The sequence below is a fragment of the Clostridium sp. HBUAS56017 genome (assembly GCF_007115085.1).
In the GTDB taxonomy this organism is placed as follows: Bacteria; Bacillota; Clostridia; order Clostridiales; family Clostridiaceae; genus Clostridium; species Clostridium cibarium.
In genome coordinates this window covers 61760-77048 of record NZ_SULK01000005.1, presented here as the reverse complement: position 1 = coordinate 77048, position 15289 = coordinate 61760, and the positions used below count along the sequence as shown (strand labels likewise).

The window sequence follows — 15289 nt, the reverse complement described above, 5'->3', positions numbered from 1 at the left end:
GAAAAGTAAATTAATAAAATTATAGAAATAGGAGGTAAAATGTATGATAAGAGGTGCTGGGGTTTTAATGCATATAGCTTCACTTCCGGGAGAATTTGGAATAGGCACATTTGGAAAGGAAGCTTATAAATTTGTAGATTCTATAAAAAAAGCTGGATTTAGGTACTGGCAGATACTACCTTTAGGGCACACTGGATATGGAGATTCCCCCTATCAATGTTTCACGGCATTTGCTGGCAACCCATATTTTATTGACTTTGATAAATTGAGGGACAGCGGATTATTAAGAGAAGAAGACTACAAATCAGAAAATTATTATGATAATAAAGAGAGGATTAATTATGGATTAGTATATACTTCAAAATACAAAGTATTAAAAGTTGCATATGAAAATTATAAAAAAATGAATACTCTTCAAGAGAAAGTAGAGAAATTTAAAGAGGATAACAAATTATGGTTAGATGATTATTCAACATATATGGCATTAAAGCAAAAGTTTAATTATAGCAGCTGGTACAATTGGGATAAGGATATTAAAGAGAGAAAAACAGAAGCATTAGATAAATATAAAAATGAATTAAAAGATGAAATAGAATATTGGTCATTTATACAATATTTATTTTTTAATCAATGGGAGAACTTAAAAAAATATGCCAATTCACTAGGAATAAAAATCATTGGAGATATACCTATATATGTAGCAGAGGATAGTGTTGATACATGGAGTGTTCCAGAAAACTTCATGTTAGACAGTAAAACATTTAAACCTAAATTTGTTGCAGGATGTCCACCAGATGATTTTTCTCCAACTGGACAGTTGTGGGGAAATTTAACTTATAATTGGGAATATATGAAGAGTACAGAATATGAATGGTGGATTTCTAGGATAAAACAAAGCTTAAGACTTTATGACATATTGAGAATAGATCATTTTAGAGGATTTAAATCCTATTGGCAAGTTTCTTATGGGGAAAAAACAGCAAAAGATGGATCGTGGAAGAAAGGGCCTGGAAAAGATTTATTTAATGTTATAAGAAAAAAGCTAGGAGATATTGAGGTGATAGCTGAAGACTTAGGATATCTTGAGAAAGATACCATTAAGTTTATTAAAGAAACAGGATTCCCAGGAATGAGGATACTACAATTTGCATTTGGTGGAGCAAGTGATAATAATTATTTACCCCATAGGTATATTAATAAATGTGTTGCATATACAGGAACCCATGATAATGATACCTGCTTAGGATGGTATGAGAAAACAGGGTCTAGGTACGAAGTGAAAAATGCAGAAGAATATTTAGGACTAAATGCAGAAGAAGGCTATAATTGGGGGCTTATTAGAGGAATATGGTCTAGTGTAGCAGATATAGCTATAGCTCAGATGCAAGACTTTTTAAATATAGGGAATGAAGGAAGAATGAATTTGCCATCAAGTTTAGGGGGGAATTGGAGCTGGAGAATGAAGGATGAAAGTTTCGATGAGGAACTAGTTAATAAAATTGCTAGGTTTAATTATAGATATGAACGAATAAACGAATAAAATATAATTTCGATACAGACTCTTTAGAAGTTTTTACAAAAAACTTTTAGAGAGTTTGTATGTATTGTCAATAGATGTAAACGTTATTTTGAGTTATACTATAAGCAATAAAAGTTAAGGGGGTAAAATTATGGCAAATCTTTCTTTGAAAAATATATACAAAATATATCCTGGGGATGTAACAGCAGTAAAGGATTTTAACCTTGAAATTAAAGATAAAGAGTTCATAGTTTTTGTTGGGCCTTCCGGATGTGGTAAATCTACTACATTAAGGATGATAGCAGGTCTAGAGTCTATATCAAAAGGAGAATTATATATTGGAGATAAATTAGTAAATGATATTGAACCTAAAGAAAGAGATATATCTATGGTGTTCCAAAATTATGCTTTATATCCTCACATGTCTGTATATGACAATATGGCATTTGGGCTTAAGATAAAAAAAGTACCAAAGACAGAAATTGATGAAAAAGTAAAAGAAGCAGCGAGGATATTAGATATTGAGAATCTATTAAGCAGAAAGCCTAAGGCTTTATCTGGAGGTCAAAGACAAAGAGTTGCTTTAGGAAGAGCTATAGTCAGAAATCCAAAAGTGTTTTTAATGGACGAGCCATTATCTAACTTAGATGCGAAGTTAAGAGTTCAAATGAGGACAGAGATTGCAAAACTTCATAATAGTTTGGAGACAACGTTTATTTACGTAACTCATGACCAAACAGAAGCAATGACTATGGGATCAAGAATCGTAGTTATGAAAGATGGTGTAATTCAACAAGTAGATACACCTCAGAATATATATAATTATCCATCTAATATGTTTGTAGCAAGTTTTATTGGTAGTCCTCAAATGAATTTTTTAAATGGGGAAGTGGTATTTGAAGAAAATAATGCATATGCTATTTTTGAAGAACAGAAAATACTTTTACCAGAGAAGACTGCTAAAATATTAAATGACAGTAAGGTAGATGGCAAAAAAGTAGTTTTTGGAATAAGACCAGAAGCACTAACTGATGATATAGATATGATAAAAGAGAATCCAGAAGAAGTAATAGAAGTCAATGTAGAAGTGATTGAATTAATGGGGGCAGAGAGTTATATTTATACTAGAGATGGAAGAAGTAGTTTAACTATTAGGGTGGAAGGAACAACAGAACTGAAAGTAGGGGAAAAAGCTAGATTACATATGAATACAGAAAAGATTCATGTGTTTGATAAGGAAACAGAATTGAGAATAATATAAAATACGGGGTTTGAGGTGTATAAATGAAGAATATAAATAAACTTTTGCAAGAGATTAGCGATATTGCACAGATTTCTTATAAATTAAAAAATGAAAAAGGTGACATTTATACATCACCAAACTTTTATATCAAAACAGCTTATATAGAAAAAAAGTTTAAAGTATATGAAGAAAATCTAATTTTAAGAATATGTAGAGAAGATGAAAAGGCATTGCCTCTTTTGGAGAACTGTATAATTAATGCTATAAAAAGAGAGAATAAGAAAAAAAGTAATGTCATTGAAAATATTATAGAAAATAAGGGAATATCAAAGAAGGAAGTGGAAGAAGCATATCCATTTTTAATAGATAAATTTACATTAATTATGATAAGTGTTAATAATAATATAGATGAAAGCATATCATTAATACAGGATGGATATAAAGAAGAAAACATAGCAATTGTTGTTTATAAGGAGAATATACTGATCTTAGGAAAGTTAGAGGATGAATATGAGCATGCATCTAGTATTAAAGAGACTATAGAATACAATTTTAGAGAAAACTGCATAATAAGTTACTGTAATGTAAATAATTATGAAAATTTAAGTAGAGCAGTAGATGGGTGTATTAAAAAAATATCATTAGCTAGTAAGTTCAATGTGAAAAAAGAAATACTTGGAGAGACTTCCCTTGTTTTTGAGGATATAGTCGATAGCATAAATAAAGAGAAAAAAAGTATGTTAGTAGATCAATTTGATAGTGGACTTAGTAAATTAGATGAAGAGATGATAAGAACTATTGATGTGTTTTTTAATTGTGGTCTTAATATAAGTGAAAGTGCTAAACTTTTATACATTCATAGGAATACATTAATTTATAGAATAGAGAAAGTTCATAAATATACGGGTTTTGATATAAAAGATTTCAATATGGCAACAGTGTTTAAAATATTGCTATTTTTATGGAAAGAACAAAAAATCGAAAAAATGTAAAAAAATACTTGAAAAGTATAAATGAAAAGGTGTACAATATAACTGGAAACGGTACCAAGGATGTTCTTAAAGAAATGTACAAGTTATTGCATGAGAAGAAGACATCCTAAACATTCATTTTCAAAATTGGAAACGGTTCCGAAATTAATTGGTTTAAATACCTTAAAAGGGTTTTAATTTAATAAAATTATCAAGGAGGAAATTAATAATGAGTAAACGTACAAAAATTGTTGCGATTATTATGGCTACTATGATGACTATTGGGCTAGCAGGATGTGGTGGAAGCAAGAGCAGTGGTAAAGAAAAATTAACAGTTTGGTCCCACCTAAAACCAGGAGAAAATGATGAAATTCAAAAATTAGCTAGTGATTGGGGAGAAAAAAATAATTTTGAGGTTAAGGTCGTTGAGGATTCAGGTAAGATGCAAGATTATAAAGAAGCAGCTAATAGTCCATCTGGACCTGATGTCTATTATGGATCACCTCATGACAATTTAGGCGCATTCCAAAAAGCTGATCTTTTAGAAGAAGTTCCAAGTGGAATGATAAATGAAAGTGATTATACTGCAAAAAATGTTATTGATGCAGTAACTATAAATGGTAAGAAATATGGAATACCAATTGCTCAAGAAGCTATAGGGTTATTTTATAATAAGAAGTTAGTTAAAGAGGCTCCAAAGACAATGGAGGAAGTTGTAAGTATAGGAAAAGAAAAGGGCTTTAAATTTAATGTTACTGATTTCTATTTAACATATGGATTGATAACTTCCGATGGAGGATATATATTCAAAAATAATAACGGTACATTAGATACTAAAGATATCGGATTAAATACTCCTGGAACAGTAGCAGGATATCAGTTCATCAGGGATTTAGTAACTAAAGAAAAACTAATGACTGCAGACATAAATGACGATATAGCTAAGGATGAATTTAAACAAGGTAAAACAGCTTTCTATATTTCGGGTCCTTGGAATGTAAAAGAAGTAAAGGATGCGGGTATTGACCTAGGTGTTTGTGCAATTCCTACATTAAAAGGAAAGACAGTAACACCATTTTTAGGAGTTCAAACTGCTTTTGTAAATAAGAACTCAACTAAGCAAGAAAAAGCTTGGGATTTAATAAAATATTTAAATGAAAATAATACTGAAATATTAGTAGATAAGGGTAATAGAATTCCTGTAACAAAGAGTGGACAAGATTCAGATGTATTTAAAAATAATACTAATATAAGTGTTTTTGCAGAATCTGCTAAGAATGCTATTCCAATGCCTAATATTCCAGAAGTACAAGCAATTTGGGATCCAGCTAAGAATAACATAAAATCAATGATAGCTGGAGACTTAGATGCTCAAACTACAGCTAAAAATATCTATGACCAAGTTGTAGAAGGAATTAAACAAATGAAATAGAAAATAGGAGGGATTAACTCCCTCCGTACTTATAAGTTAGTATTTTGAGAGGAGAATTGTTATGATTGCTAAAGGAAAAGCAAAACAAAGTATTAAGGCTGCTCCATACTTAGTAGCAGGGCTTATATATATCGTAGTATTTACAGTTCTTCCTATATTATATACGGTTTGGATTTCATTCACTAATAAGACTGTATATACAAAGGATGGGGAAAGCTCTTTTGTTGGATTAGCAAATTTCAAAGAAGTATTTAATGGACCGTTTAAAGATGTGTTTTTTCCAGTGTTTGGATGGACACTATTGTTTGCGGTAATATCTACTTTAGGATGTTTTTTAGTGGGATTAATTCTTGCAATGTTGTTAAATAACCCTAACATAAAGGAGAAAGGAATATATAAAGCTATATTAATTCTTCCATGGGCATTGCCAGTTACGGTTGCAGTTCTTTCATGGCAAGGTTTGTTTAACGGTACTTATGGTGCAATTAATAATATTTTAATTAATATGCATATTATATCTAACCCAATTCCGTGGCTCACAGATCCATTTTGGGCAAAGGCAGCTATAATAATAGCTAATATTTGGCTTGGATTTCCTTATATGATGAATGTTTGCATAGGAGGACTTTCAGCTATACCAGATTCGTATTATGAAGCAGCAGATGTTGATGGGGCTAGTACTTGGATTAAGTTTACCAGGATAACTTTACCTTCACTAACTAGGACTGCATACCCACTTTTAATAACAAGCTTTGCATTTAATTTTAATAACTTTAATTCAGCATTCTTAATTACAGAAGGTGGGCCAGCTAGACTGTCTACACAATTTGCCGGATATACAGATATATTAGCATCTGTAAATTACAAGTTATCAACACAGTTTGGAAGAATTGATATTGCTTCAACAATAAGTATTATAATATTTGTAATACTTGCTGTCTTATCTTACTTCCAGATGAGAGTATCAGGACAATTTAAGGAGGTAGATTAGATGCAAGCGCAAATTAGTATTGAAAACACCAATGTTTCCATGAAATATAAAAAGAAAATGACTAAGTCAGATAAAAAATCAGCTTGGGTATCAAGAATAGTGTTATGGTTAACACTTATAATAGTATTATTTCCAATATTGGCTGTAGTTTTTGCATCTCTTAGCAAAGGAAGTTCATTTACTCAAACTACGCTACTTCCAAAGAGTTGGACACTTGAAAACTATACAAAAGTTATTAAAGATACTCAATTTTTAAAATGGCTTTTAAATTCAATGATAACATGTATTGCAGCAGCGTTTATACAATTAGCATTAGTAGTACCAGCAGCCTTTGCATTTTCAAAATTAAGGTTTGCATTTAGGAGTAAAGGATTAATGGCTTTATTAATACTTCAAATGTTTCCAACAGCAATGGCATTGCCAGCAATACTAAGAATTGCGTATAATCATAATGGTATGGATAATCTTTTTGTAATAACTATATTATTATGTACAGGAATAGCGTACAATATTTGGTTAATGAAAGGGTATATGGATGGTATACCAACAGAGCTTATAGAAGCAGCCTATGTGGATGGAGCCACAACATTTCAAGTGTTTATAAAAATTATTTTACCTTTAATAAAGAATATGGCACTAGTAATTTTCCTATTTGCATTTATTTCAGCATATAGTGAATTTATGATAAGTTCTGCATTATTAAAGGATAAGGCAACTCAAACTATTGCAGTAGGAATGCAACAGTTTATAAGAGATAAGTTCTCAGCTAACTGGACTCAATATTCAGCTGCAGCTATTATGGCTTCAACACCTGTAGTAATTTTATTCTTGTCGCTTCAAAAGTTTATTGCAAAGGGATTAACAGCTGGTGCAGTAAAAGGTTAAAAATAAACATTAAAATATATAAGATTCCTCAAGTAACTTATAAGTAAATTGAATGAATATAGAGATTCCTATTATAAAAATAGGAATTTCTATATCACAAGATACGGTAACGTTACCGGGATAAGTCCCGAAAATAGGGAAGGTAAGGAGAATTTCAATGAATATAAAAGATATAGCTAGATTGTCAGGTGTAGGTGTAAGTACAGTATCCAGAGTACTTAATAATCATACGGATGTTAAGGAGAGTACTAGAAAAAAGGTGCTAGAAGTAATTAAAGAAAGTAATTATATTCCTAATAATAGTGCAAGGATACTTAAACAAAATAATACAAATAATATAGGGGTTTTAGTAAAAGGTGTATTTAATCCATTCTTTTCAGAAATGGTAAATGTAATAGGGAAAAATATTTCAAAATCAAGATATACAATGGTGCTTCAACAAAATGATTTTACTTTTGGTGATGATTTTGAAACATTACAATCATTTATTAAAGAAAAGAGATTACAAGGGGTTATTTGCCTTGGAGTAAATTTTGAGTCTGTGAGTAAAGATAGTGTAAATTCTCTAGAAGTCCCAGTTGTACTTACATCAGCAAATTTTAAATTAGGCGAAAGTGGCTATTCTTCTGTAGGAATTGATAATATAGAGTCTGCATATAAGGCTACAAAATACTTAATAGAACTTGGACATAAGAATATTGCTGTTATGATAGGTGAAGAAAATGATATTGGAATAAGTTGGAATAGACTTAAAGGCTATAAAAAGGCATTAGAGGAGTCTGGCATTCCATTTAATGCAGATAATATGCTTGTAGGAGATTATAAATCTGAAGAAGCATATAAGGTAATGATGGAATTTATTAAAAATAATAAGGATATAACAGCTGTATTTTCTATTTCAGATATTATGGCCATTGGGATAGCAAAGGCTATAGTTGATTCTGGATTAAAGATAGGAGAAGATATATCACTGGTAGGATTTGATGGACTTGATATAAGTAAATTTTATAATCCAGGAATAACTACCATGAAACAACCTAAAGTATTGATGGCTGAAAAAAGTACGAATCTCTTACTTGAACTACTTAATGGAAAATTAGAACATGAACATATTGTTCTTAATACAGAGCTTGTTAAGAGAGCGTCTTGTAAATATATAAAGAGAGGATAGGTGTAGAGTGAATGGATTAAAAATAGATGAAAATGTAATAAGATATATTATTGGAAACCCAATAAATACTGATGCGGTAATTTTAGATACTAATAAGATTAAAACTGATAGAAGTTATAGCTTAAAGTATTTAGATATAGATGAAGATGGAAATTTAAACTACTACATGTCTGATAATGATATAATATACGGCTTAGGGGAAAATGTAAGAGGCCTTAACAAAAGAGGTTGGATATATGAGAGCTTTTGTACTGACGAATATAGCCATACACCAAATAAAAGAAGTTTATATGGAGCTCATAATTTTTTTGTAGTCCATGGAAAAGAAAACTTTGGGATATTTATAGATAGTCCTTCAAAAGTCATATTCGATATAGGATATACAGATCACAATAAAATAAAGATTACTTGTGAAAATCAAAATTATGGGTTATATATCATTGAAGGTAATAGTTTGAATGATATAGTAAAGGAATTTAGAATGCTAATTGGGGAAAGCTATATTCCACCAAAATGGGCATTAGGTTATGGACAAAGTAGATGGGGATATGGAACTGAAACTGAAGCTAGGGAAGTAATTAGGAAGTTTAAGGAAAATGATATTCCTCTAGAAATGTTGTATTTAGATATAGATTACATGGAAAGATTTAAAGATTTTACTGTAGATAGAACCGCCTTTCCAAGTTTTGAGGGCTTAGTAGATGATTGCATGGATGAAGGAGTTAAAGTTATTCCTATAATTGATGCAGGGATAAAGGTAGAAGAAGGATATCCTATTTATGAAGAAGGAGTAGAGGGAGGATATTTTTGTACTGATAAGGATGGTGATCCATTTGTAACTGCAGTATGGCCTGGAAAGGTGCATTTACCAGACTTTTTAAACTCAAGAGCCAGAAAATGGTTTGGAGAAAAATACAAGATACTAACTGATAAAGGAATCGAAGGCTTTTGGAATGATATGAATGAACCAGCATTGTTTTATTCTGATAAGGGTTTAGAAAGCGCTTTTAAAAGAGCAGAAGAGATAAAGAAGGAGAATATAGACGTATATTCATATTTTGAACTTAAAGATAATTTTAATAAACTAGCTAATTCTATAGATGATTACAAAAGTATATATCATAACGTGGATGGAGAGCTAATAAATCATTATGATGTCCATAACTTATATGGATTAAATATGACTAAGGCAACCTATGAAGGTTTGGAAAATATAGATGAAAATAAAAGGTTCTTATTATTTTCGAGAGCATCTTCTGTAGGAATGCATAGATATGGTGGAATGTGGACAGGAGATTCATTTTCTTGGTGGGAACACATAGAATTAACTATGAAAATGTTGCCAGCTTTAAATATGTGTGGATTTATGTTTATAGGTTCTGATACTGGAGGATTTGCTGGAGATACTACAAGTGATTTGCTAATTAGATGGAATCAATTAAGTCTATTTACTCCTTTATATAGGAATCATACATCAAGATGGTCAAGGTCACAAGAACCATATGCATTTGATGAAGGAACAACAAAAATAATTAAAAATATAATACGCTTTAGATATTCACTAATTCCATATTTGTATAGTGAACTTATGAAGTGTATAAAAAATAATGATTTATATTTTAAACCATTAACTTTTGAATATGAAGATGAATTTTCTAAAGAGGTAGAAGATCAACTAATTTTAGGAAATTCACTTATGATAGCGCCTATGTATAAGCAAAATTCAAAGGGACGGTATATTTATCTGCCAGAAAAAATGCTTCTTTGCAAATTAAATCATGAAGGAAAGTTATTATTCGAAGTTTGCAATGAAGGAAGTAAATTTTTTCACTGTTTGTTGGAAGAAACTATATTTTTTGTAAGAAAAAACAGGATATTACCGTTGGTTGAGAGTGAAAATAAAGTTAAAGATTTATCTTTAAAAGAATTGAATTTAATTGCATTTGTAGATAAAAAAGCAGAATATACTCTTTATGACGATGATGGAATTACAAAAGAATGCAAAAAGAATAAATTCAATTTAGTTAAAGTAGTTATAGAAAAGATAAGTAATAAATATGAGTTGAAAATAGAAAAAGCAGAAAATACTGCTTTGAAGAAAATTAATGTAGTTATTTATGACTTAGAAGGAAGAAAAGAAACCATTTTAAGAGAATTATAGTATAGGAGGATAGGCGATATGGACAGAGGTGCAGGGATTTTAATGCATGTTGCTTCACTTCCAAATGATTATGGAATAGGGTCTTTTGGAAAAGAAGCATATAAATTTGTAGATTTCATAAAAAAGGCAGGATTTAAATATTGGCAGATGCTTCCGCTAGGTCATACAGGATATGGAGATTCACCATATCAATGCTTCTCTGCTTTTGCAGGAAATCCTTATTTTATTGATTGTTGTATTTTAGAGGAAGAAGGACTGTTAAAAGAAGAAGAATATAAAAATGAGAGTTATGGATTAGATAGAGATTCTATTGATTATGGGGAAATATTTATATCAAAGTTTAATGTATTAAGAAAAGCATATAACAATTATAAAAAATTAGGATTTCCTGAAATTCAAAAGAAGTTTGAAGAATTTAAGAAAGAAAAATCCTTTTGGCTTGAAGATTACTCTTTATATATGGCATTAAAATACCATTTTGAATTAAAGGGATGGTATAAATGGAATGAGGATATTAAGAGGAGAACACCTAAAGCGGTTAATGCGTATAAGGAAAGATTAAAAGATGATATAGACTATTGGTCATTTATACAATATTTATTTTATGAGCAATGGGAGAAATTAAAGAATTATGCTAATAAGTTTGGAATTAAGATAATAGGAGATATACCAATTTATGTTGCAGAAGATAGTGTAGATACATGGAGTCACCCTGAGAATTTTAAGATTGATAAGGATGCATTGGAACCTTTAGTTGTGGCAGGATGTCCTCCAGATGCTTTTTCTAGTACAGGACAATTATGGGGGAACTTAATTTATGACTGGAATCATATGAAAGAGGATGATTACAGTTGGTGGATAATGAGGATAAAAGAAAGTTTAAAACTGTATGATATTTTAAGAATTGATCATTTTAGAGGGTTTGAATCTTATTGGGAGATTCCTTATGGAGAAAGAACTGCTATAAATGGAGAATGGGTAAAAGGCCCTGGAATTGATCTTTTTAATACAATAGAGAAGAAACTTGGAAAATTGAATATAATAGCTGAAGATTTAGGATATTTAACTGATGATGTAGTAGAATTTTTAAAGGAGAGTAAGTTCCCAGGAATGAGGGTATTACAGTTCGCTTTTGATGGGAAACCTGACAATAATTTCTTACCACATAGATATATTAAAAATTGTATTGCATATACTGGTACCCATGATAATGACACTTTCTTGGGGTGGTATGAAAAAACAGGTAGCAAGATGGAAACAAAAAGAGCAAAAAAATATTTGGGCTTAAACGGAAAAGAAGGATGCAACTGGGGCTTCATAAGAGGAATTTGGGCAAGTATTGCTGACGTGGCAATAGCACCTATGCAGGATTTTCTAAATTTAGGAAATGAAGCAAGAACAAATTTACCTTCGACTCTTGGGATAAATTGGAAGTGGAGAATCGGTAAAAATAGTTTAAGTGATGAGTTAGCTAAAAAGATATATAAATTTACAAGAATGTATGGAAGGTGTGAAGAAAATGAATAAAGAAGAACTAAAATTAAGTATTGAAAGAACGATAAAAGTTAAATATGGCAAGACTTTAGACAAGGCTTTAGATTATGAAATATTCAATGCACTCTCTTTAAGTTTATTAGAAAATATAGTAGACGATTGGAATGAAACTACAGAATTATATGCAAAAGGTAAACAAGCTTATTATTTTTCAGCTGAATATCTAATGGGTAGAGCTCTTGGTAATAACTTAATAAGCATGGGAGTATATGATGAAGTAAGGGAGTTATTAGAAGAACTAAATATAAATATAAATAAGATTGAGGAAATAGAAGAGGATGCAGGACTTGGAAATGGTGGACTAGGCAGATTGTCAGCTTGTTTTATGGATTCTGCTGCTACTATGGAAATTCCATTAATAGGATATGGACTTAGATATAATAATGGATTATTTAATCAATATGTAGAAGATGGTTTTCAAGTTGAAGATGGGGATTATTGGCTTAAGTATGGAGATCCATGGAGTATAAGAAAAGAATCAGAAACTCAGGTTATTCATTTTGAGGATATGGATGTTAAAGCAGTACCTTATGATATGCCAATAATAGGATATGGCACAAGAAATGTTAATACCTTAAGGTTATGGAAAGCAGAACCACTAAAAGAGTTTGATTTTAAGTTATTCAACGATCAAAAATATGATGAAGCGATAAGACTTAAGAATAGAGCAGAAGATATTACAAGGGTATTATATCCAAATGATTCTACTGAAGAAGGAAAGCTATTAAGATTAAAGCAACAATATCTTTTAGTAAGTGCATCAATAAAGGATATAATTAAAAAACACAAAGAAAAATTCGGAACCGTTACCAAAAGGTTAGGTGAATTAAATGCTGTTCAATTAAATGATACTCATCCAACTTTAGGTATTCCAGAGTTAATAAGAATATTAGTGGATGAAGAAGGATTAACTTTTGATGAGAGTTTAAGTATAGCAAAGTGTATGTTTAGTTATACAAATCATACAATTTTAGCAGAAGCTTTAGAAAAGTGGGATATAACTTTAATAAAAGAATTATTCCCTAGAATATTAGAAGTAATACAAGAAATTGATAAGAGATTTATAGCTGAATTGAAGGCAGCAGGATATAGTGGAAATGCAATTAAGGATTATAGAATAATATATAAGAAGCAAGCTAGAATGGCAAATTTAGCTATCCATGTTGGATCAGCAGTAAATGGAGTAGCTAAACTTCATACAGATATATTAAAGGAAACTGAACTTAAAAATTGGTATGAGCTTTATCCAGAAAAATTCCAGAACAAGACTAATGGAATTACACCAAGAAGATGGCTTAGACTTTGCAATCCCGAGTTATCTTCATTAATAACAGAAGTTTTAGGTAATGAAGATTGGGTAAGAGATCTTTCATTATTAAAGAATTTAGAAAAGTATGTTAATGATAAGTCAGTATTAAATAAGTTTATGAGTATCAAGCATAAAAAGAAAGAGCAGTTAGCTGAATATGTTAAAGAAAATGAAGGTGTTACTATAGATCCAGATTCACTATTTGATATTCAAATTAAGAGACTACATGAATATAAGAGACAATTGTTAAATGCTTTTTATATACTAGACCTTTATTATAGAGTTAAAGAAGATTCTAATATGGATATACCAAAAATAACATTTTTGTTTGGAGCAAAGGCATTCCCTGGTTATAAGAGAGCAAAGGCAATAGTTAAATTTATTAATGAAATAGCAAACTTAGTTAATAATGATAAAACCATTAATGGAAAGATTAAGGTTGTGTTTGTGCAAAATTATAGAGTATCCTATGCAGAAAAATTATGTCCAGCAGCAGATATTTCAAAGCAAATCTCAACTGCTGGTAAGGAAGCTTCAGGTACTGGAAATATGAAGCTTATGCTAAACGGAGCACCTACATTTGGTACTTTGGATGGAGCTAATGTTGAAATAGTGAATGAAAGTGGAAGAGAAAATAACTTTATATTTGGATTAGAGGTAGAAGATATAGAAGAGCTTGGTAAGAATTATAATCCAAAAGATTATTATGAAAAGAATCCAAGTTTAAAGAGAGTAGTAGATGCTTTAGTAGATGGAACTTTTGATGATGGAGGCAGTGGAGATTTCGAAGATTTATTCGATTCTCTATTAGAAGAAGGGGATCAGTATTATTTATTAGCTGATTTCCAAAGTTTTAAGGAAACTGAAGATAAGGTATTTGAGGCTTATAAGGATAAAGAAGAGTGGGCAAAGAAATGTTTCTTAAATACATGCAATGCAGGAATTTTTTCTAGCGATAGGACAATATTAGAGTACGCTAGGGAGATTTGGATGGTAGAAAGAAAGTCATTATAATAAAGCTTCCCCTTAATTTGTTGTTAATATATATAAAGGAGCTCCCTAATAATTATGGGAGCTTCTTTAGTTAATTAGATTTTAGAACTTTGAAATTAAAAATGAGTTAACTTAAAATTTAAAACGGAAAAAAGAGAATGAAATATTATTAAATTGTACTAATAAGTAACAATTTAAGTACTAATGTGCTTTATGAAAAAAGTTCCACAATAAAGAATAACCGTTATTAGTATAAAAAACACCATATATTAGTCAGTTGTCCCTTGAATTTTTAAATAATATAATTATATTAGAAGAATTTGATAGAGGTGAAAAAATGAAAAGGGAAAAAAACATACTAAAACTTTCAGCATTAGGTGGATTGTTTTTTGCTGTACTTGGGATAGTATGGGGGACAATAATTAACTCAAGCATGATTATGTTTGATGGCTTATATGCATTAATAAGTTTATTATTATCTATGTTATCAATAGGTATAACTAATTATATAGAAAAAACAGACTTTGATAAATTTCCTTTTGGTAAGGGAATGTTGGAACCTATCATGGTAGCTTTTCATTCAATTGTATTAGCTGTCATGTGTAGTTTGACTTTTATTAATGGAATTAAAGAATTTATTGAAGGTGGAAATTCTGTGGATGCAGATTTAGCATTAGGATATTCATTAATATCATCAGTTGGATGTGCATTGGTATATGTTATTATGTATAGAATGCGAAAAAATGTACCATCTGATATAGTGAAGGCAGAAAATAATCAATGGTTAATGGATACTTTTTTAAGTATTGGAGTACTTTGTGGATTTATAGTTTCTATAGTTTTAGAAATGAATTCACTATCTCATCTTACTAAATACGTTGATCCTTTAATGGTTATAATTTCATCAATACTATTTATAAGAGTTCCTATAATTATGCTTCATAAAAGTTTTAAGGAAATCATTAATAGTTCTGCAGATGAAGAGATCAATGATAGAATTTATACTATAGTTAAAAATATAGAGGAAGAATATAACTTTGAAGATTCTATAACTAGAGTA

General features: G+C 30.2%; 11 protein-coding genes. All 11 read left to right on the top strand.

Annotated elements, in window-relative coordinates:
• Positions 1-43 precede the first annotated feature (43 nt).
• Positions 44-1540: a 4-alpha-glucanotransferase gene (gene malQ, locus FAY47_RS06530; protein ID WP_143315868.1), complete on the top strand. Its 1497-nt coding sequence runs from the start codon at positions 44-46 to the stop codon at positions 1538-1540.
• A gap of 130 nt (positions 1541-1670) precedes the next feature.
• Positions 1671-2780, top strand: a complete 1110-nt coding sequence (gene ugpC / locus FAY47_RS06525; protein ID WP_143315867.1) for a sn-glycerol-3-phosphate ABC transporter ATP-binding protein UgpC — start codon at positions 1671-1673, stop codon at positions 2778-2780.
• A 23-nt stretch (positions 2781-2803) separates the two neighbouring features.
• Complete coding sequence (locus FAY47_RS06520) at positions 2804-3754, top strand: helix-turn-helix domain-containing protein (RefSeq protein ID WP_143315865.1); 951 nt, start codon at positions 2804-2806, stop codon at positions 3752-3754.
• 208 nt (positions 3755-3962) lie between these two features.
• Complete coding sequence (locus tag FAY47_RS06515; RefSeq protein ID WP_143315863.1) at positions 3963-5165, top strand: maltose ABC transporter substrate-binding protein; 1203 nt, start codon at positions 3963-3965, stop codon at positions 5163-5165.
• Between the two features lie 61 nt (positions 5166-5226).
• The gene (locus tag FAY47_RS06510) at positions 5227-6156 is read left to right on the top strand and encodes a sugar ABC transporter permease (RefSeq protein WP_143315861.1); all 930 of its coding nucleotides are present in this window, start codon (positions 5227-5229) and stop codon (positions 6154-6156) included.
• Entirely contained in the window at positions 6157-7041 is an 885-nt protein-coding gene (locus FAY47_RS06505; RefSeq protein WP_143315859.1) for an ABC transporter permease subunit, read from the top strand.
• A gap of 157 nt (positions 7042-7198) precedes the next feature.
• The gene (locus FAY47_RS06500; protein WP_143315857.1) at positions 7199-8212 is read left to right on the top strand and encodes a LacI family DNA-binding transcriptional regulator; all 1014 of its coding nucleotides are present in this window, start codon (positions 7199-7201) and stop codon (positions 8210-8212) included.
• 7 nt (positions 8213-8219) lie between these two features.
• Positions 8220-10373: a TIM-barrel domain-containing protein gene (locus FAY47_RS06495; protein ID WP_143315855.1), complete on the top strand. Its 2154-nt coding sequence runs from the start codon at positions 8220-8222 to the stop codon at positions 10371-10373.
• Positions 10374-10391: 18 nt separating this feature from the next.
• Positions 10392-11900 (top strand): 4-alpha-glucanotransferase, encoded by a 1509-nt coding sequence (malQ, locus tag FAY47_RS06490; protein ID WP_143315853.1) that lies wholly within the window; start codon positions 10392-10394, stop codon positions 11898-11900.
• Positions 11893-14250, top strand: coding sequence for a glycogen/starch/alpha-glucan phosphorylase (locus FAY47_RS06485; protein WP_143315851.1), 2358 nt, complete (start codon positions 11893-11895; stop codon positions 14248-14250). Before malQ (FAY47_RS06490) ends, FAY47_RS06485 begins: the two co-directional genes overlap by 8 nt.
• A 316-nt stretch (positions 14251-14566) precedes the next feature.
• The coding region (locus tag FAY47_RS06480; protein WP_243129563.1) for a cation transporter at positions 14567-15289 on the top strand (723 nt) is incomplete at its 3' end.

Coding starts and splice junctions, on each gene's coding strand:
- FAY47_RS06515 (WP_143315863.1), top strand. CDS start 3,963: ATGAGTAAACGTACAAAAATTGTTGCGATTATTATGGCTACTATGATG.
- FAY47_RS06485 (WP_143315851.1), top strand. CDS start 11,893: ATGAATAAAGAAGAACTAAAATTAAGTATTGAAAGAACGATAAAAGTT.
- FAY47_RS06520 (WP_143315865.1), top strand. CDS start 2,804: ATGAAGAATATAAATAAACTTTTGCAAGAGATTAGCGATATTGCACAG.
- malQ (WP_143315868.1), top strand. CDS start 44: ATGATAAGAGGTGCTGGGGTTTTAATGCATATAGCTTCACTTCCGGGA.
- malQ (WP_143315853.1), top strand. CDS start 10,392: ATGGACAGAGGTGCAGGGATTTTAATGCATGTTGCTTCACTTCCAAAT.
- FAY47_RS06500 (WP_143315857.1), top strand. CDS start 7,199: ATGAATATAAAAGATATAGCTAGATTGTCAGGTGTAGGTGTAAGTACA.
- FAY47_RS06505 (WP_143315859.1), top strand. CDS start 6,157: ATGCAAGCGCAAATTAGTATTGAAAACACCAATGTTTCCATGAAATAT.
- FAY47_RS06510 (WP_143315861.1), top strand. CDS start 5,227: ATGATTGCTAAAGGAAAAGCAAAACAAAGTATTAAGGCTGCTCCATAC.
- ugpC (WP_143315867.1), top strand. CDS start 1,671: ATGGCAAATCTTTCTTTGAAAAATATATACAAAATATATCCTGGGGAT.